At 58.4% G+C, this 17,131-nt stretch carries 15 protein-coding genes; 10 read left to right on the top strand and 5 right to left on the bottom strand.

The genetic code is table 11. The features are described from left to right. Positions 1-67 precede the first annotated feature (67 nt). Positions 68-2,065 (bottom strand): acetate--CoA ligase, encoded by a 1,998-nt coding sequence (gene acs, locus IV109_RS08430; RefSeq protein ID WP_296694844.1) that lies wholly within the window; start codon positions 2,063-2,065, stop codon positions 68-70. A 161-nt stretch (positions 2,066-2,226) separates the two neighbouring features. On the opposite strand from acs, the gene IV109_RS08425 reads away from it, so the two are divergent. The 10 genes from IV109_RS08425 (at position 2,227) to IV109_RS08380 (ending at position 12,818) form a co-directional block, all read left to right on the top strand. Beyond that, complete coding sequence (locus IV109_RS08425; RefSeq protein ID WP_296694842.1) at positions 2,227-2,829, top strand: TIGR00645 family protein; 603 nt, start codon at positions 2,227-2,229, stop codon at positions 2,827-2,829. 29 nt (positions 2,830-2,858) lie between these two features. Continuing rightward, positions 2,859-4,409: a fumarate hydratase gene (locus tag IV109_RS08420; protein ID WP_296694840.1), complete on the top strand. Its 1,551-nt coding sequence runs from the start codon at positions 2,859-2,861 to the stop codon at positions 4,407-4,409. Next, positions 4,406-5,203, top strand: a complete 798-nt coding sequence (gene murI, locus IV109_RS08415; protein ID WP_296694838.1) for a glutamate racemase — start codon at positions 4,406-4,408, stop codon at positions 5,201-5,203. The genes IV109_RS08420 and murI overlap by 4 nt, the downstream gene beginning before the upstream one ends. A gap of 87 nt (positions 5,204-5,290) precedes the next feature. Continuing rightward, complete coding sequence (locus IV109_RS08410; protein ID WP_296694836.1) at positions 5,291-5,446, top strand: hypothetical protein; 156 nt, start codon at positions 5,291-5,293, stop codon at positions 5,444-5,446. Between the two features lie 68 nt (positions 5,447-5,514). Continuing rightward, positions 5,515-6,741 (top strand): succinyldiaminopimelate transaminase, encoded by a 1,227-nt coding sequence (gene dapC / locus IV109_RS08405; protein WP_296694834.1) that lies wholly within the window; start codon positions 5,515-5,517, stop codon positions 6,739-6,741. A 19-nt stretch (positions 6,742-6,760) separates the two neighbouring features. After that, entirely contained in the window at positions 6,761-7,585 is an 825-nt protein-coding gene (dapD, locus tag IV109_RS08400) for a 2,3,4,5-tetrahydropyridine-2,6-dicarboxylate N-succinyltransferase (protein ID WP_296694832.1), read from the top strand. Between the two features lie 30 nt (positions 7,586-7,615). Then, complete coding sequence (locus IV109_RS08395; RefSeq protein ID WP_296694830.1) at positions 7,616-8,782, top strand: PilT/PilU family type 4a pilus ATPase; 1,167 nt, start codon at positions 7,616-7,618, stop codon at positions 8,780-8,782. Continuing rightward, on the top strand, positions 8,782-9,957 hold the full coding sequence (gene dapE, locus IV109_RS08390) for a succinyl-diaminopimelate desuccinylase (protein ID WP_296694829.1): 1,176 nt from the start codon (positions 8,782-8,784) through the stop codon (positions 9,955-9,957). The genes IV109_RS08395 and dapE overlap by 1 nt, the downstream gene beginning before the upstream one ends. Further along, positions 9,954-10,856, top strand: a complete 903-nt coding sequence (gene prmB, locus IV109_RS08385; RefSeq protein WP_296694827.1) for a 50S ribosomal protein L3 N(5)-glutamine methyltransferase — start codon at positions 9,954-9,956, stop codon at positions 10,854-10,856. The genes dapE and prmB overlap by 4 nt, the downstream gene beginning before the upstream one ends. Before the next feature lie 9 nt (positions 10,857-10,865). After that, positions 10,866-12,818 (top strand): ATP-binding cassette domain-containing protein, encoded by a 1,953-nt coding sequence (locus IV109_RS08380; protein ID WP_296694826.1) that lies wholly within the window; start codon positions 10,866-10,868, stop codon positions 12,816-12,818. Between the two features lie 28 nt (positions 12,819-12,846). Here the strand turns inward: IV109_RS08380 and IV109_RS08375 are convergent, their stop codons facing one another. The 4 genes from IV109_RS08375 to serA all read right to left on the bottom strand — a co-directional run bounded on the left by IV109_RS08375 (position 12,847) and on the right by serA (position 16,943). Beyond that, complete coding sequence (locus IV109_RS08375; protein ID WP_296694825.1) at positions 12,847-13,788, bottom strand: cation:dicarboxylase symporter family transporter; 942 nt, start codon at positions 13,786-13,788, stop codon at positions 12,847-12,849. A 113-nt stretch (positions 13,789-13,901) separates the two neighbouring features. Next, positions 13,902-15,410: a cytochrome c oxidase accessory protein CcoG gene (gene ccoG / locus IV109_RS08370; protein WP_296694823.1), complete on the bottom strand. Its 1,509-nt coding sequence runs from the start codon at positions 15,408-15,410 to the stop codon at positions 13,902-13,904. Beyond that, positions 15,349-15,681 (bottom strand): cupin domain-containing protein, encoded by a 333-nt coding sequence (locus IV109_RS08365; RefSeq protein WP_296694821.1) that lies wholly within the window; start codon positions 15,679-15,681, stop codon positions 15,349-15,351. The genes ccoG and IV109_RS08365 overlap by 62 nt, the downstream gene beginning before the upstream one ends. 20 nt (positions 15,682-15,701) lie before the next feature. Next, entirely contained in the window at positions 15,702-16,943 is a 1,242-nt protein-coding gene (gene serA / locus IV109_RS08360) for a phosphoglycerate dehydrogenase (protein ID WP_296694819.1), read from the bottom strand. Between the last annotated feature and the right edge of the window lie 188 nt (positions 16,944-17,131).

The raw sequence follows: 17,131 nt of genomic DNA, 5'->3' as shown, positions 1-17,131 counted from the left end.
ACTGACCTGATTCCAAAAATCAAAAAGCCCGCATCAGCGGGCTTTTTTCATTGGCGCATCCTACCGATCAATAGGTCTGACCCAACTGACCCAAAATCGCCGGATTTTCCAGCGTCGAAGTGTCCTGGGTAATGGTTTCACCCTTGGCAAGTGAGCGAAGCAGGCGACGCATGATCTTGCCGGAACGGGTTTTGGGCAGGTTTTCACCAAAGCGAATGTCTTTCGGCTTGGCAATGGGACCGATTTCCTTCGCCACCCAGTCACGCAATTCCTTGGCAATGGCTTTGGCTTCATCGCCCGTCGGGCAAGGACGCTTAAGCACAACAAACGCGCAAATGGCCTCGCCGGTCAGGTCATCCGGACGCCCCACCACAGCCGCCTCGGCCACCAGATCCGTCTTGGCCACCAGTGCCGACTCGATCTCCATGGTGCCCATGCGATGGCCGGACACATTGAGCACATCGTCGATACGTCCGGTGATACGGAAATAACCGCGATCGGCACTGCGCACAGCGCCGTCGCCCGCCAGGTAAATCTTGCCACCCATTTCTTCCGGGAAATAACTCTTCTTGAAGCGATCCGGATCGTTCCAGATGGTGCGAATCATAGAGGGCCAGGGCCGCTTCACCACCAGCATGCCGCCGGAACCGTTGGGCACATCGTTACCGACTTCGTCCACGATGGCGGCCATGATGCCTGGCAATGGCAAAGTGCAGCTACCTGGAACCAGTGGCGTCGCACCCGGCAAAGGGGTAATCATGTGGCCGCCGGTTTCGGTCTGCCAGAAGGTGTCCACAATCGGGCAGCGCTCACCACCCACGTGTTTGTAGTACCACATCCAGGCTTCCGGGTTGATGGGCTCACCCACCGACCCGAGAATGCGCAGGCTGCTCAGGTCAGAACGGGCTGGATGGACTTTCTCATCACTCTCGGCCGCCTTGATCAGCGAACGAATGGCGGTCGGCGCCGTGTAGAAGATAGTGCACTTGTGGCGCTCAATCATCTGCCAGAAACGACCGGCGTTCGGGTAGGTCGGAATGCCTTCAAAAATGATCTGGGTGGCCCCTGCCGCCAGCGGACCGTAGGCCACATAGGAGTGGCCGGTAATCCAGCCAATGTCAGCCGTGCACCAGAACACATCGCTGGGCTGGAGGTCAAAAGTCCAGTCCATGGTCAGCTTGGCCCACAGGAGGAATCCCCCTGTCGAATGCTGCACACCCTTTGGCTTTCCAGTGGAACCCGAGGTGAACAAAATGAAGAGCGGATGCTCGGCCCCCACTGACACGGGCGCGCAAACAGTGCTCTGACCGGCCAGTGCGTCGGCAAAAGTCTTGTCCCGACCCGCCACCATGTTGCAGGCAGTCGCCGTACGCTGATAAACGAAAACTGTCTTGATCGACTCGCAGCCGCCCATCGCCAGGCCCTCGTCCACAATCCCCTTCAAAGGCAACTCTTTACCGCCGCGCATCTGATAATTTGCAGTGATGACGGCCACCGCGCCTGCGTCAATGATGCGCTCCTGCAGTGCCTTGGCCGAGAAACCGCCAAACACCACGCTGTGGGTGGCGCCAATGCGGGCGCAGGCCTGCATCGCGATCACACCTTCCAGTGTCATGGGCATGTAAACCAGAACCCGGTCGCCCTTCTGGATGCCATTGGCTTTCAGCGCATTGGCAAACTGGCTGACCTTGGCCAGCAGTTCCTTGTAGCTGGTTTTGGTCACCACGCCGTCATCCGCTTCGAAGATAACAGCGGCTTTATTCTCCACGGGCGTGCCCATGTGCTTGTCCAGGCAGTTGGCAGAGGCGTTCAACTCGCCGTCGTCGAACCATTTGTAAAAAGGTGCATTGGACTCGTCCAGCGTCCGGGTAAAGGGCTTGGTCCAGGTCACGTTCTCACGCGCGAGTCGAGCCCAGAAGCCCTCGAAGTCCTTTTCGGCTTCTGCGCACAGGGCGTTGTAGCCATCCATTCCGGAAATACGCGCGGCCTTCACAGTTGCCGCACTCGGTGGGAAAACGCGGTTTTCCACCAACACGGACTCGATGGCGGACGATGGTGCACTCATGGTTCAGTCTCCTCAAATAGATAAAAGCTGCCCGCGACTGTCAAGGTTCGCACTTACAAGCCACTGACTGCCCTCAAACGCCGCCCATGCACCCTCCAGTGTCAGCGCCAAGGCTTCGAGCCCTACAATATTCCAACCCTACAACACGCTTCGGCACCAGCATGACAACCCCTACTCCCGAAAACCAGCCCAAACTTCGCCCGCTGCCAAAATTTATTTTTGCCAGCCGTTGGCTGCAGTTACCTCTTTACCTGGGCCTGATCGCCGCACAAGGCGTGTATGTATTCCACTTCTGGATTGAGTTGGTACACCTGCTGGAAGCGGCCTTTGGCAACCAGACGGCCCTGCAGGCGCTGATTACCAGTATTGGCTACAAGGAAACCGGTCCGACCGCAGCCCTGAACGAAACCATCATCATGCTGGTGGTGCTGGCGCTGATCGATGTGGTCATGATTTCCAACCTGCTGATCATGGTGATCGTGGGTGGCTACGAGACCTTCGTGAGCCGCATGGACCTGGAAGGCCACCCCGACCAGCCCGAGTGGTTGAGCCATGTGAATGCCTCGGTTCTCAAGGTCAAACTGGCAACCGCCATCATTGGCATCAGCTCCATCCACCTCCTTAAAACCTTTATCAATGCAGCGAATTACGACGAAAAAGTGCTGATCGCCCAAACCGCCATTCACATCACGTTCCTGCTCTCCGCCATGGCCATTGCCTACACCGACCGTTTGATGGCGCGGACCCAAAACGAAGCGCATTGATTTTTAACCCTCTGACATTTCATAGCACCATGACCTCCATTCGCCAAGCCGACCTGATCGAGTCCGTTGCCGCCGCCCTGCAGTACATCAGCTACTACCACCCAACCGACTACATTGCCCACCTGGCCCGCGCCTACGAGCGCGAGAAAAGCCCGGCGGCCAAGGATGCCATTGCGCAAATTCTGACCAACAGCAAGATGAGCGCCATCGGACACCGCCCCATCTGTCAGGACACCGGCATCGTCAACGTCTTCCTCAAGGTCGGCATGGATGTGCGCTGGGAAGGATTCACCGGCAGCCTGGACGACGCCGTCAACGAAGGCGTACGCCGCGCCTACAACCACCCCGACAACACCCTGCGCGCCAGCGTGGTGGCCGACCCGCAGTTCGAGCGCAAGAACACCAAAGACAACACACCCGCAGTGATCTTCACTGAAATCGTGCCGGGCAACACCGTGGAAGTGACTGTGGCCGCCAAAGGCGGTGGCAGTGAAAACAAGAGCAAGATGGTCATGCTCAACCCCGGCGACTCGGTGGTGGACTGGGTGCTGAAAACCGTACCGACCATGGGCGCGGGCTGGTGCCCACCCGGCATGCTGGGTATTGGCATTGGTGGTACCGCAGAGAAAGCCGTGCTCATGGCCAAAGAAAGCCTGATGGACGACCTGGATATGTACGAGTTGCAGGCCAAAGCAGGCAGCGGCGCCGAATTGACCAAAACCGAGGCATTGCGCCTGGAGTTGTTCGAAAAGGTCAACGCCCTGGGTATTGGTGCGCAAGGCCTGGGTGGCTTGACGACCGTGCTGGACATCAAGATCAAGATGTACCCCACCCATGCAGCCAGCAAACCGGTCGCGATGATTCCCAACTGCGCCGCCACCCGCCACGCGCACTTCTGTCTGGACGGCAGTGGCCCGGTGTACCTCGACCCACCGTCGCTGGACCTGTGGCCGGATGTGCAGTGGACCCCCGACTATGTCAAGAGCAAAAAGGTGGACCTCAACACGCTAACCAAGGAAGAAGTCGCCAGCTGGAAACCGGGCGACACGCTGCTGCTCAATGGCAAGATGCTGACGGGCCGGGACGCAGCGCACAAGCGCATCCAGACCATGCTGGCCAAAGGCGAAAAACTGCCTGTGGACTTCACCAACCGGGTGATTTACTACGTGGGCCCGGTCGATCCGGTCAAAGGCGAGGCGGTCGGTCCGGCTGGCCCCACCACCGCCACGCGGATGGACGATTTCACCGAGATGATGCTGAGCCAAACCGGCTTGATCTCCATGATCGGCAAGGCCGAACGCGGCCCGGTGGCGATTGAGGCGATCAAAAAGCACAAGAGCGCCTATTTGATGGCGGTGGGCGGTGCAGCCTATTTGGTGAGCAAGGCTATCAAATCGGCCAAGGTCGTCGGGTTTGCCGACCTCGGCATGGAAGCCATTTATGAATTTGACGTAATCGACATGCCCGTGACGGTGGCCGTGGACTCCGGCGGTACCAGTGCCCACATCACTGGCCCTGCCGAGTGGCAAAAGAAAATTGCCACGGGCGAGTTCAAAGGGATTTCCGTCGCAGCAGTGTGAAACACGCACCGGTTGGCGTCTTTGACAGCGGCATCGGCGGCCTGAGCATTCTCAGGGCCCTGCGTGCCGAACTGCCGCATGAAGATTTTGTCTACATCGCGGACAGCGGTCATGCGCCCTATGGTGAGCGCGATGATGTACATGTGATCGAGCGCTCGCGCGCGATCACTGCGCACCTGCGTGCTCAATACGGCATCAAGGCACTGGTCATTGCCTGCAACACCGCCACAGCGGCAGCCATCCATCTGCTGCGCGCCGAACACCCGGACCTTCCCATCATCGGGGTTGAGCCCGCGCTCAAACCGGCCGTTACGCACAGCCACACCGGGCGCATTGGGGTCATGGCCACCCGCGGTACCTTGAGCAGTGCGAAATTCCGCAGTCTGGTTGAATCGCTAGCCGGTCAAGCCGATTTCGTTTGCCAACCCTGCGATGGTCTGGCTGATGCCATCGAGCGCGAAGACACTACAAAAATAATAGCACTGTGCGCAGATTACACCAAGGCCATTGGTCAATTTGGCACTGAAATTGGGCAAATCGACACGCTGGTGTTGGGCTGCACCCACTACCCGTTTATCGGCGAACACTTGCGCAAACAGGTGGGGCCCGATGTTCAATTGATCGACAACGGCGAACCGGTCGCACGTCAGACGCGCCGGATGCTCAAAAGCCTGTCTGCCACTGACGCGCCGGGGCAATGCACACTGCTCACCACCGGGGATCCCACCGTTCTCCAGCAAGTCGCCCGACACTGGCTGGCATTTGAACGCCCGGTGAAGTTGCTTGCGATCTAGGGGCACGCCCCTTTTTAAGTCATGGATTACGGCGTGGAGCCGGCGCATACTGGGCACTCCCGCTTCAGGCGCTCAACAGGAATACCCATGACACTTTGCCCCATCGCCGTCGTCGCCGGCTGCCAGAAATGCCCTGCCTTCAAGATCTGCCCGCTCAAGGGTGTGATTGGCGATGCGCCCAAGGCCAGCGCAGAGAAACCGGTGTCCAAGCCGGCATCCCCCCGTAAAAAGACAAAAAAATAACCCGCCACTGCTGACCTGAGAGCTGTTTTCGCGGCCAGGCTGTCGCCCAGGCGGGATAATCCCTAGCCATGAACCCCTTGCTTTCCCGTTTACAGCCCTACCCCTTCGAGCGGCTGCGCCAGCTTTTTGCCGGCATCACCCCCAACCCCGACCTGCGGCCCATCAGCCTGGGCATGGGTGAACCGAAACACCCAACGCCTGCCTTCATTCAACAGGCCATGATGGATGCCATCGTGAGCACGCCCAGTGGCCTGGCGGCCTATCCCGCCACGGCGGGCGAACCCGGACTGCGCAACGCCTTTGCGTACTGGCTCAAACAGCGCTATGAGCTGGACGTCGACCCGGCCACCCAGATGCTGCCGGTGAACGGATCACGCGAGGCCCTCTTTGCGCTGACCCAGACCATCGTCAACCCCGGGCCAGGCGGTCCCCTTGCAGCGGCGGATCAGGCTCCGGTGGTGGTCTGCCCTAATCCCTTCTACCAAATCTACGAAGGCGCAGCCCTGCTGGCTGGCGCCCAACCCTACTTCGTGCCCAGCGATCCTGCCCGCAACTTCGCCCAGGACTGGGACAGCGTGCCCGACGCCGTATGGGCTCGTACGCAATTGCTGTTTGTCTGCTCGCCGGGCAACCCCACTGGCGCGGTGATGCCGCTGTCCGAGTGGCAGAAACTGTTTGACTTGAGTGACCGCCACGGCTTTGTCATCGCGTCCGACGAGTGCTACAGCGAAATTTACTTCCGAGACGAGCCGCCGCTGGGTGGCATGGAAGCGGCCGCCAAACTGGGCCGGGCCGACTTCAAGAACCTGATCTCGTTCACAAGCCTGTCCAAGCGCAGCAATGTCCCGGGCATGCGCAGCGGCTTCGTGTCTGGTGACGCGGCCATCATCAAGCAGTTTCTGCTCTACCGCACCTACCATGGCAGCGCCATGAGCCCGGTGGTGCAGGCTGCCAGCACGGCGGCTTGGCGTGACGAGCAACATGTGATCGAAAACCGGGCCATGTACCGCAGCAAATTCGCCCAGGTGACGCCTTTGCTGGCCGAAGTCCTGGACGTGGCACTGCCCGATGCCGGCTTTTACCTCTGGGCCAAAGTGACCGGCAATGACACCGATTTCGCGCGTGAATTGTTCGCTCTTTACAATGTGACTGTTTTGCCCGGTTCCTATCTGGCCCGTGATGGCCAGGGTTTCAATCCGGGTGCACAGCGAATCCGCATGGCCCTGGTGGCCGAAACCGCCGAATGTGTTGAAGCCGCCCAGCGCATTGTCCATTTTGTCAAATCCAGAAACTGAAACTGAGAGAAGCCTTTCCATGACACAACAACTGCAAAAAATCATTGATGCCGCGTGGGAAGACCGCGCCAATATTTCCGTCAAATCAGCGCCCAAAGAAGTGGCAGATGCCGTTGAGCAGGTGATTTCCCAGCTCAACACCGGACATTTGCGCGTGGCCACCCGCGAAGCCATGGGCCAGTGGACGACCCACCAGTGGATCAAGAAAGCTGTGTTGCTGAGCTTTCGACTCAAAGACAACATGATCATGAAGGCCGGTGACCTGGGCTTTTACGACAAGGTTCAGACCAAGTTCGCCCATCTGGACGAAGAAGGCATGAAAGCCACTGGCGTTCGGGTGGTGCCCCCTGCCGTGGCGCGCCGCGGCAGCTACCTGGCCAAAGGTGTGATCCTGATGCCGTCCTTCGTGAACATCGGCGCCTTTGTGGACGAAGGCACCATGGTGGACGCCTGGGCTACCGTGGGCTCCTGCGCACAGATCGGTAAAAACGTGCATTTGAGCGGCGGCGTTGGTATCGGCGGCGTGCTGGAGCCGATGCAGGCCGGCCCCACCATCATCGAAGACAACTGTTTTATCGGTGCCCGCTCCGAAGTGGTCGAAGGCGTGATTGTTGAAGAAAATTCGGTGCTGGGCATGGGCGTGTACCTGGGCCAGAGCACCCCCATCTACAACCGCGACACCGACGAGGTGAGCTACGGCCGCGTGCCCAGCGGCTCGGTGGTGGTCAGCGGCAGCCTGCCCAAAGCCGGTGGCAAGTACAACCTGTACTGCGCCGTCATCGTCAAGCGGGTCGATGCGCAAACACGCTCCAAGACCAGCATCAACGACCTGCTGCGCGACTGATCATTTTTTCCGCACTACAAGGGCTGAACCATGGCAACGACGAACGGCACATCGGGCACGATGGAACGAATTCTTCGCTTGATGAGCGAAAAGAAGGCCTCTGACGTCTATCTGTCGGCCCATTCGCCGGCCCTGATCCGGATCAACGGACAGTGTGTGCCCATCAACAGCCAGATACTGCCACCGGACGCACCGCGCAATTTGCTGGCCGAGGTGCTGCCACCCGAACGCATCGAAGAACTTGAGGAGCTCAACGAGCTGAACATGGGCTTCCCCCTGCCGGGTGTTGGCCGATTCCGTATCAGCGCCATGCGCCAGCGCGGGACCATTGCAGCGGTCATTCGCTTCATTTCGATGGACATTCCTGCCTTGTCCACCTTGTCGGTGCCCATGAATCTGGGGGACCTGATCATGGAAAAGCGGGGTTTGCTGCTGATGGTGGGCGCCACCGGCGCCGGTAAAAGCACAACGCTGGCCTCCATGCTGGACTACCGCAACGAGAATGCATCGGGCCACATTCTCACCATCGAAGATCCCGTCGAGTTCCTGTTCAAGAACAAGCGTTCGGTGGTCAACCAGCGCGAAGTCGGCACCGATACCCAGTCGACCCAGACCGCACTCAAGAACGCATTGCGACAGGCCCCCGACGTGATCCTGATTGGCGAGATCCGTGACCGGGAAACCATGTCGGCGGCGATTGCCTATGCCCAGTCAGGCCACCTGTGCCTGGCCACCATGCACGCCAACAACAGCTACCAGGCGCTCAACCGAATTTTGAGCTTCTACCCGGTCGAAGTGCGCCAGACCATGCTGGGCGACCTGGCTGCGGCCATGAAGGCCATCGTGTCGCAACGGCTGTTGCGCACCATGGCCGGTGGCCGGGTTCCTGCCGTGGAAATCATGCTCAACACCAAGCTGGTGTCTGAGCTGATTGAAAAAGGCGACTTCTCCGGCATCAAGGAAGCGATGGAGAAATCCATGGCCGACGGTGGACAAACCTTCGAGCAGGACATTGCCCGCTTGATCAGCGAAGAAATCGTCGAGCGCAAGGAAGGCCTGGCCAATGCGGACTCGCCCACCAACTTGATGTGGCGTCTGCAGAACGACTTCACCGCCCGCGCCAAGCCGCAGGAGCAGGCCGAGGACCCGGATGACCAGCCCTCTTTCACGGAAATCACCCTGGACGTGAAACACTGATGTCGCGCACGCTTCGCCTTACTGAACAACTGATTTCACGCCCCTCGGTCACACCAGACGATGCCGGCTGTCAGGAAATCATTGCCGCCCGCCTGGCCCCTCTGGGGTTCATCTGCGAAACCATCAGCAGCGGGCCAGACACCTTCCGCGTCACAAATTTATGGGCAAAACGACCGGCAGCCCCCTCGAAACATGGTCTTTCAGCTACTGAATTGATAGTATTTGCGGGCCACACCGATGTCGTGCCAACCGGCCCGCTGGATCAATGGTCCAGCGCCCCTTTCACGCCCACGCATCGCGACGGCAAGCTGTATGGTCGCGGGGCCAGCGACATGAAGACCTCGCTGGCAGCCTTTGTCGTGGCCACTGAAGAATTTGTAGCGGCTCACCCCGACACTGCGTTGCAAATCGGTTTTTTGCTGACCAGCGACGAGGAAGGACCCGCCACCGACGGCACGGTGGTGGTGTGCGAAGCCCTCAGGCAGCGCGGCGAAAAGCTGGACTATTGCATCGTTGGCGAGCCCACCTCGGTTGAACGCACCGGCGACATGATCAAGAATGGCCGGCGCGGCACCATGAGCGGCAAGCTCACGGTCAAAGGCATACAAGGCCATATCGCCTACCCGGACATGGCCAAAAATCCGATCCACTTGGCAGCACCAGCGCTGGCCGAACTCATCACCGTCGAGTGGGACAAGGGCAACGACTTCTTCCCGCCCACCAGCTGGCAAATCAGCAATATTCACGGTGGCACGGGTGCCAGCAATGTGATCCCCGGCCATGTGGTGATCGATTTCAACTTCCGTTTTTCCACCGAGTCCACCCCGCAAGGCCTGCAAACCCGCCTGGAGTTGATTCTCAAGAAGCACGGGCTTGACTTCGATCTGGCATGGACGGTGGGTGGCCTGCCTTTTCTCACGCAGCCTGGCACGCTGGTCGATGCGGTGTGCGCTGCGATTCGGTCAGAGACCGGCATTGACACCGTGCTGTCCACCACCGGTGGCACCAGCGATGCCCGCTTCATTGCCAAAATCTGCCCCCAGGTGGTCGAAGTGGGCCCACCCAATGCCACCATCCACAAGATTGACGAGCACCTGCAGGTGACGGATATCGAACCACTGAAAAACATCTACCGTCGTGTGCTGGAAAACCTCCATGCACGCCTGGCCGCATGAAGCTGCTGGAACTGATCCATGAAAGTGCCCGGCAACTGACCGACGCTGGCGTGGCGTTTGGCCATGGCACGACCAACGCCTTTGACGAAGCCGCGTGGCTGGTCTTGTGGCAACTCGGCCTGCCGCTTGACACCCCGCTGGAGGGTCCGGATTCACTGGGAAATGAACCTGTGCCCCCAGAAAAACAAGTCCAGGTAGCTACACTTTTACTAGCAAGAATCAACACCCGAAGACCCGCGGCTTACCTGACCCGGGAAGCCTGGCTGCAGGGACTGGCGTTTTACGTGGACGAGCGCGTCATCGTGCCACGCTCATTGATTGCCGAGTTGCTGGTCGATGGCGGCTTCGACTACTGGCTGAGTGAGAACACGCATCGGGTGCTGGACCTGTGCACCGGCAATGGCAGCCTGGCTGTTCTGGCGGCACTGAGTTACCCGGATGTCGAGGTCACAGCGTCCGACATCTCGGATGATGCTTTGGCCGTAGCGCGCATCAACGTCGACAAGCATGGCCTGCAGGATCGCATCACGCTGCTGCACTCCGATGGCCTGGCGTCAGTGGGCGGACCTTTTGACCTGATTGTGTGCAATCCGCCCTACGTCAATGCACAAAGCATGGCGACCCTGCCCGCTGAATACCAGGCCGAGCCGGCGCTGGCACTGGACGGCAACATGCACGGCGGCAGCGATGGCATGGACTTCATTCGCCAGCTGTTCACAGCGGCACCCCAGCACATGAGCGAAAACGCCGTAATGGTGCTGGAGATCGGCAACGAACGTCCCAACTTTGAAGAAGCTTTTCCGAACCTGGAGGTGGTCTGGCTGGCGACCAGCGCAGGCGAGGACCAGGTACTTCTCGTGAGCCGGACTGCGCTGCTGAACAACATTATTCCAACTTGATCGATTCCCTTGATAACTCTTAAAAATGTCACCCTGCGCCGCAGCGCGAAGGTACTTCTCGACGGCGCCTCAGTCACTCTCAACCCCGGCGAAAAAGTAGGCTTGGTGGGGCGCAATGGTGCGGGCAAGTCTTCCCTGTTCGCGCTGCTCAACGGCAGCTTGCACGAAGACCAGGGTGAGTACTACATTCCGACCCAATGGCGCATGGGCCAGGTGGCCCAGGACATGCCGGAAACCGATCAAAGTGCCACTGACTTCGTGGTGGAGGGCGACACATCCCTGCTGGCCGCCCAGCAGGAAGTAACGGCGTCCGAAGCTACCGAAGACTACGAACGCATGGCCAACGCCTACATGGCGTTGCAGGACGCAGGTGCCCACGATGCACCGGCGCGCGCGCAAGCCCTGATTCTGGGTCTGGGCTTCAAGACCACCGAGCTGACCAACCCCGTCAACAGCTTTTCCGGCGGCTGGCGCATGCGCCTGCAACTGGCCCGCGCGCTCATGTGCCCTTCGGACCTGCTGCTGTTGGATGAACCCACCAATCACCTGGATCTGGACGCCTTGGTGTGGCTGGAGGCCTGGCTCAAGAAATATGAAGGCACCATGGTCGTCATCAGCCACGACCGGGAATTTCTGGACGCCGTGACCAACGTGACCCTGCACATTGACGCCGGAAAGCTGGTGCGTTACGGCGGCAATTACAGCAAGTTTGAAGACATGCGCGCCGAACAAATGGCGCTGCAGCAAAACGCCTTCGCCAAGCAGCAGGACAAGATTGCGCATCTGCAAAAATTCATTGCCCGCTTCAAGGCCAAGGCCAGCAAAGCCAAGCAGGCCCAAAGCCGGGTCAAGGCCCTGGACCGCATGGAGAAGATCGCTCCGCTGCTGGCGGACGCCGACTTCACCTTCGAATTCAAGGAACCGGCCAATCTGCCCAACCCCATGTTGTCCATGACCGGCGTGAGCTTTGGCTACCCGCCACCCGAAGGCTCTCCCGCGGGCACACCGCCCACCGTGATCGTGCAAAACGTCAGCCGCTCGGTGCTGGCAGGTCAGCGCATTGGTATCCTGGGTGCCAACGGCCAGGGCAAGTCAACATTGGTGAAAACTGTTGCCCGCGATCTGCAAGCCATTGGTGGCGAAGTCACCGAGGGCAAGGGCCTGAATATTGGCTATTTCGCCCAACAAGAGCTGGACGTTCTGCGTCCGGCCGATACCCCGCTGGAACACATGATTCGCCTGGTCAAGGACATGACTGCCGCCGGAAAAATAGCGGGTCAGGCCACACGCGAACAGGACTTGCGCAGTTTCCTGGGCACCTTCAACTTTGGTGGCGACATGGTCAAGCAGGCCGTGGGCAGCATGAGCGGCGGTGAAAAGGCGCGCTTGGTGCTGTGCATGATCGTCTGGCAACGCCCCAACCTCTTGCTGCTGGATGAGCCCACCAATCACCTGGACCTGGCCACCCGCGAAGCACTGGCCATGGCCCTGAACGAGTTTGAAGGCACCGTGATGCTGGTCAGCCACGACCGCGCCCTGCTCCGCTCGGTGTGCGACGAATTCTGGATGGTCTCACGCGGTGGGGTTGCCCCCTTTGACGGTGATCTGGACGACTACCAGCGCTACTTGCTGGACGAGGCCAAGCGTCAGCGCGAAGCCATCAAGGAAGCCAGTAGTGCCGCAGCCAAGGCCGAGCGCAAGGCCCTGGCCGCAGCCCCCGTGCCGGCCAAGACCAAACCAGCGCCTGTGGGTTCGCTCAAACGTCAGCTCGACGATATCGAGGCGCAAATGGCCGTGCTCAACACGGAAGGCACCGCCTTGGAAGCCCAACTGGCAAAGTCAACGCACCCGACTGAAATCGCCGACATTGGCAAGCGCCTGAAAGCGGTGAACGATGAACTGCAGAGCCTGGAAGAACAATGGTTGACGGTGTCAGGCAAGCTTGAAGAACACGCGGCGTGAAAACCGCGTGACGCCAGGCTGAAAGGAACTACTTTTTAGCGCCGGCCATATGGGCCACTTTTTGGTCCAGCAACACCTCGGGCGCTTCAGCCTCGATCCAGCTCTCGTTGTTCAAGCCAGCTTCCAGACGCTTGGTATCCAGTTCGCCAGTCCACTTGGCCACCACGATGGTGGCCACACCGTTGCCCACCAGGTTGGTCAGTGCACGCGCCTCGGACATGAAACGGTCGATGCCCAGCACGACAAAGACAAATATCAGGCAGGTCAAATAGAAAGTGCCCATCAGCTTGCCCAGCGAGAACAGGGAGCCAATACCGTACTTGCCAATGGTGAACGCCATCGCGCCAAACGCGCCCACAGGGGCCACCTTCATGATGATGCCCACGATGTCAAACAGCACATGGGATGTTTTCTCGATGAAATCAAACACCATGGTGCCGCGACCGCCGAAACGGTGCAATGCGAAGCCAAACAAAACTGAGAACAACAGGACTTGCAGAATTTCGCCCTTGGCAAAGGCATCAACCACTGAGGTCGGAATCACATTCAGCAAGAAATCGACTGTACCCTCCATCTTGCCGGAGCCGGTGTAGGCTGCAATGCTTTTGGTGCCCAGGGTTGCCACATTGACATTCATGCCAGCACCTGGTTCAACCAGGTTGACAATCACGAGACCCACAATCAGCGCCAGCGAACTGACCACTTCAAAGTAAAGCAAGGCCAGCCCGCCAGTCTTGCCGACCTTCTTCATGTCTTTCATGCCGGCAATGCCAATCACCACGTACAGAAGATGATCGGGGCAATGATCATCTTGATCAGTTTTTATGAAACCGTCGCCCAAAGGTTTCATGTCCGCACCCACTTGCGGATAGAAATGTCCGAGTAACACGCCGATGGCCACCGCCGTCAGCACTTGAACGTACAGTGATTTATAAAGTGGGCGCTTTGGCACTGATTGGGAAGAACTCATGAGCCAGTCCCGTTAGCTTGGTAAAAAATCCTACTGTCATCCTGTCTCCGTGTCGCCGCAATTGTGGGAAACCACAATCCTCGCCTGAGGGGTCGTCTGGCCCAAGCACTCGCTTAGCGAGGAACATTGAAAGTCGACTTTTCCTCCGTGCTGATGATTCGACCGTCGATAGTGGTTTCAACCACGAAGCTGATCGGATGGACGCGGCCACGATAGTTCTGTGCGACTTGCGGCGGCAAACGAAGTCGGACGGGGAGAGAACCGATCTCCGTGGGTCCCACGGTGACTTCCGGGTTTGTGTCGAGAATGAGATCCGGAATACCGTGCACGCTCGCGCGGTATTTTTGCGTCTGCTCCGTGCCATTCATAATTTGAAGGCGGTAAACGTTTTCAATGTAACCCTTGCCGCTTTCTCGGGCCATTGCACCTCTGTCCTTCAACACATCGACAGAAAATCCCTTTCGCACAGACAAGTTGAGGATGAAAATCATGCTTAAGGTGAGTAGCAAAAATCCATAGATCCATACCCGTGGCCGCCATACCCGCTTGACCATTTGCCTGGTCGTCAATTCTTTGGCGATGCCGTTGCCAGATGAGTAGCGAATCAATCCCGGCGGGTAGCCCATTTTCCCCATGACATCGTCGCAGACATCAATGCAAGCCGCGCAGGCAATGCATTCATTTTGAAGTCCGTCACGAATATCGATGCCTGTCGGGCAAACCTGTACACAGAGTGTGCAGTCGATGCAATCCCCCAGGCCCAAAGCATTCGGGTCTGCAGAGCGTGGCCGGGAGCCTCTGGATTCTCCGCGCTTGGCGTCATAGGCAATGACCATGGAGTCCATATCGATGAGCGCGCTTTGAAACCGCGCGTAGGGGCACATGTATTTGCAGACCTGCTCGCGCATATAGCCCGCATTGCCATAGGTTGCAAACCCATAGAAAAGCACCCAGAACCATTCCCATGGCGAAAACGACAGCGTGATCAGCTCGCCCATCAGCACCCGGATCGGTGTGAAATAACCGACAAAGGTAAAGCCGGTAATGAGGCCAATCCCAATCCATAGAGCTTGTTTGGAGCCCTTGCGAGCAAGCTTTTTCAAAGTCCATCGAGATGCATCCAGGCGCATGCGAGCAATACGGTCACCTTCGGTATGCCGCTCCACCCACATGAAAATCTCGGTGTACACCGTCTGCGGACATGCGTAGCCGCACCACAAGCGACCGACCACTGCGGTCACGAAGAAAAGCGCCAATGCCGAAAGAACAAGCAGGGCTGTCAGATAGATCAAGTCCTGCGGATGCAAGACCAGCCCCAGTACAAAGAAGCGCCGCTCCGAAAGATCAAAAAGTACAGCCTGCCGACCATTCCATTGCAGCCATGGCAAACCATAGAAAAACAGTTGCGTGGCCCAGACTGTGACCCAGCGCCAATTGGCAAACCATCCCTTTACCGAGCGCGGATAGATCTTGATTTGTTTCTCATACGCAGAAAACAAGTCATCCGGATTTGCATCAACCGGAACTGAGTGAATGGGAATAGTTTTCTTCGAAGCCAATTTACACACTACCAATAACAATGGTGACCAGGGCGGACGAGTCCTTGAGCGCGTGAAGCGCATGCGGAGCTGCAGCTTCGAGATGTACGAAATCACCCGGTTCCAGTACATGCAAGGTCTGCGGCGTCTGGAACTCAATGCAGCCTTCCAGGCAATGCACAGTCATCTCACCGGGCACATGGTGTTCTTTCATCCGCTTGCCCGCCAGCAGAACAATTCGCACGACTTCCAGTTGGCGCCCCTTCACGACGGCAGTAGTACGTGCCGCCCCCAGGGCTATGCCAAGAGGGGAAAGATTCATTTTGGTGCCGGGTTCCAGGTGTTTTTGTGCCATGAGATGCTCCAGGTGAAGAATCAATAAAGCAGGCGGCAGCGAATCGTTTCCGGGACAGCGCTGAGCGCCTCCAGTGCCGTCTGGCTGGCTGCACGGTCCACGTCAATAACCACATAACCAATGGTGTCGCGGGTGCCCAAATATTGGGCCGTGATATTGATGCCGCCAGCCGACAGACGCTCATTGACCTGAGCCAGCACACCGGGCACGTTCTTGTGAATATGCAGGATGCGGCTGTCACCGGTGTGCTCGGGCAGTGCGACCTCCGGAAAATTGACCGCCGAGGTGGTGGAGCCGTTGTTGCTGTAACGAATCAATTTGGCAGTGACCTCTTTGCCGATATTGACCTGCGCCTCCAGCGTGGAACCACCAATGTGGGGCGTGAGGATGACATTGTCAAACTGGATAAGGGGCGAGGTGAACGTCGCATCGTTGCCCTGCGGCTCCACCGGAAACACATCAATCGCAGCACCATGCAGGTGCCTGCTCTGCAGCGCAGCGGCCAGCGCATCAATGTCCACGACGGTACCGCGCGATGCGTTGATCAGATGACTGCCCGGCTTCATCATGGCTATCTGCGCAGGCCCTATCAGGTTGTCGGTTTGCGGCGTCTGTGGCACATGCAGGGTGACGACATCTGAGACTGCCAGCAGGGCTTCCAGACTGTCCAGCTCGGCTGCATTGCCAATGGGCAACTGGGCCGCGATGTCATGAAAGACAACCGACATGCCCAGTTGCTCGGCCAGCACGCCGATTTGTGTGCCGATGTGTCCGTAGCCGACGATGCCCAGGGTCTTCCCGCGCACCTCATAAGAATCAGCGGCACTTTTGGTCCATCCACCCCGGTGCAGTATGGCGTTCTTCTGCGGTATGCCCCGAACCAGCATGATGATCTGCGCCAGTACCAGCTCTGCCACGCTGCGGGTATTGGAGAAGGGTGCATTGAATACAGGGATACCCAGACGCATGGCTTCGTTCAGGTCAACTTGGTTGGTCCCAATGCAATAGCAGCCAACAGCCGTCAGCAGCCCGGCATTTTGAAGCACCTCGGCGGTAAGTTGGGTGCGCGAGCGCACGCCCAGAAAATGGGCTTCGCGCACGGCATCGCGCAATTCCGCGCCGGACAGTGCTTTCTCGTGCGTCACGATACGGGTGTATCCGTCACGCTTGAGCGCCTCCACTGCCGAGGGGTGAATGCCTTCAAGCAACACAGCCAGGCGCTCTGCCTTGGGTTTTTGAGGATAGTTTGCACTCTGAACCATGATGCCCTTGTAACTTTCAATTTGAATGACTCATCTTGTGGAACGCATGCCCTGAGGTTCTTGACCCGTAAGTACCCTGGCCACATAACCGCACCAAAAGATTCATTTAATATGCATATTATAAAAAATATGACTTCAGTCAACGAAAAATGCACTATTGACCACGCCGATGACGTGGGTAGAGGAAA

The organism is Rhodoferax sp., from assembly GCF_018780565.1.
Classification (GTDB): domain Bacteria; phylum Pseudomonadota; class Gammaproteobacteria; order Burkholderiales; family Burkholderiaceae_C; genus Rhodoferax.
Note: the sequence above shows the minus strand (reverse complement) of the source record. Positions and strands in the feature narration are given on the sequence as shown.

Coding starts and splice junctions, on each gene's coding strand:
- acs (WP_296694844.1), bottom strand. CDS start 2,065: ATGAGTGCACCATCGTCCGCCATCGAGTCCGTGTTGGTGGAAAACCGC.
- IV109_RS08425 (WP_296694842.1), top strand. CDS start 2,227: ATGACAACCCCTACTCCCGAAAACCAGCCCAAACTTCGCCCGCTGCCA.
- IV109_RS08420 (WP_296694840.1), top strand. CDS start 2,859: ATGACCTCCATTCGCCAAGCCGACCTGATCGAGTCCGTTGCCGCCGCC.
- IV109_RS08410 (WP_296694836.1), top strand. CDS start 5,291: ATGACACTTTGCCCCATCGCCGTCGTCGCCGGCTGCCAGAAATGCCCT.
- dapC (WP_296694834.1), top strand. CDS start 5,515: ATGAACCCCTTGCTTTCCCGTTTACAGCCCTACCCCTTCGAGCGGCTG.
- dapD (WP_296694832.1), top strand. CDS start 6,761: ATGACACAACAACTGCAAAAAATCATTGATGCCGCGTGGGAAGACCGC.
- IV109_RS08395 (WP_296694830.1), top strand. CDS start 7,616: ATGGCAACGACGAACGGCACATCGGGCACGATGGAACGAATTCTTCGC.
- dapE (WP_296694829.1), top strand. CDS start 8,782: ATGTCGCGCACGCTTCGCCTTACTGAACAACTGATTTCACGCCCCTCG.
- prmB (WP_296694827.1), top strand. CDS start 9,954: ATGAAGCTGCTGGAACTGATCCATGAAAGTGCCCGGCAACTGACCGAC.
- IV109_RS08375 (WP_296694825.1), bottom strand. CDS start 13,788: ATGAGTTCTTCCCAATCAGTGCCAAAGCGCCCACTTTATAAATCACTG.
- ccoG (WP_296694823.1), bottom strand. CDS start 15,410: ATGCGCTTCACGCGCTCAAGGACTCGTCCGCCCTGGTCACCATTGTTA.
- IV109_RS08365 (WP_296694821.1), bottom strand. CDS start 15,681: ATGGCACAAAAACACCTGGAACCCGGCACCAAAATGAATCTTTCCCCT.
- serA (WP_296694819.1), bottom strand. CDS start 16,943: ATGGTTCAGAGTGCAAACTATCCTCAAAAACCCAAGGCAGAGCGCCTG.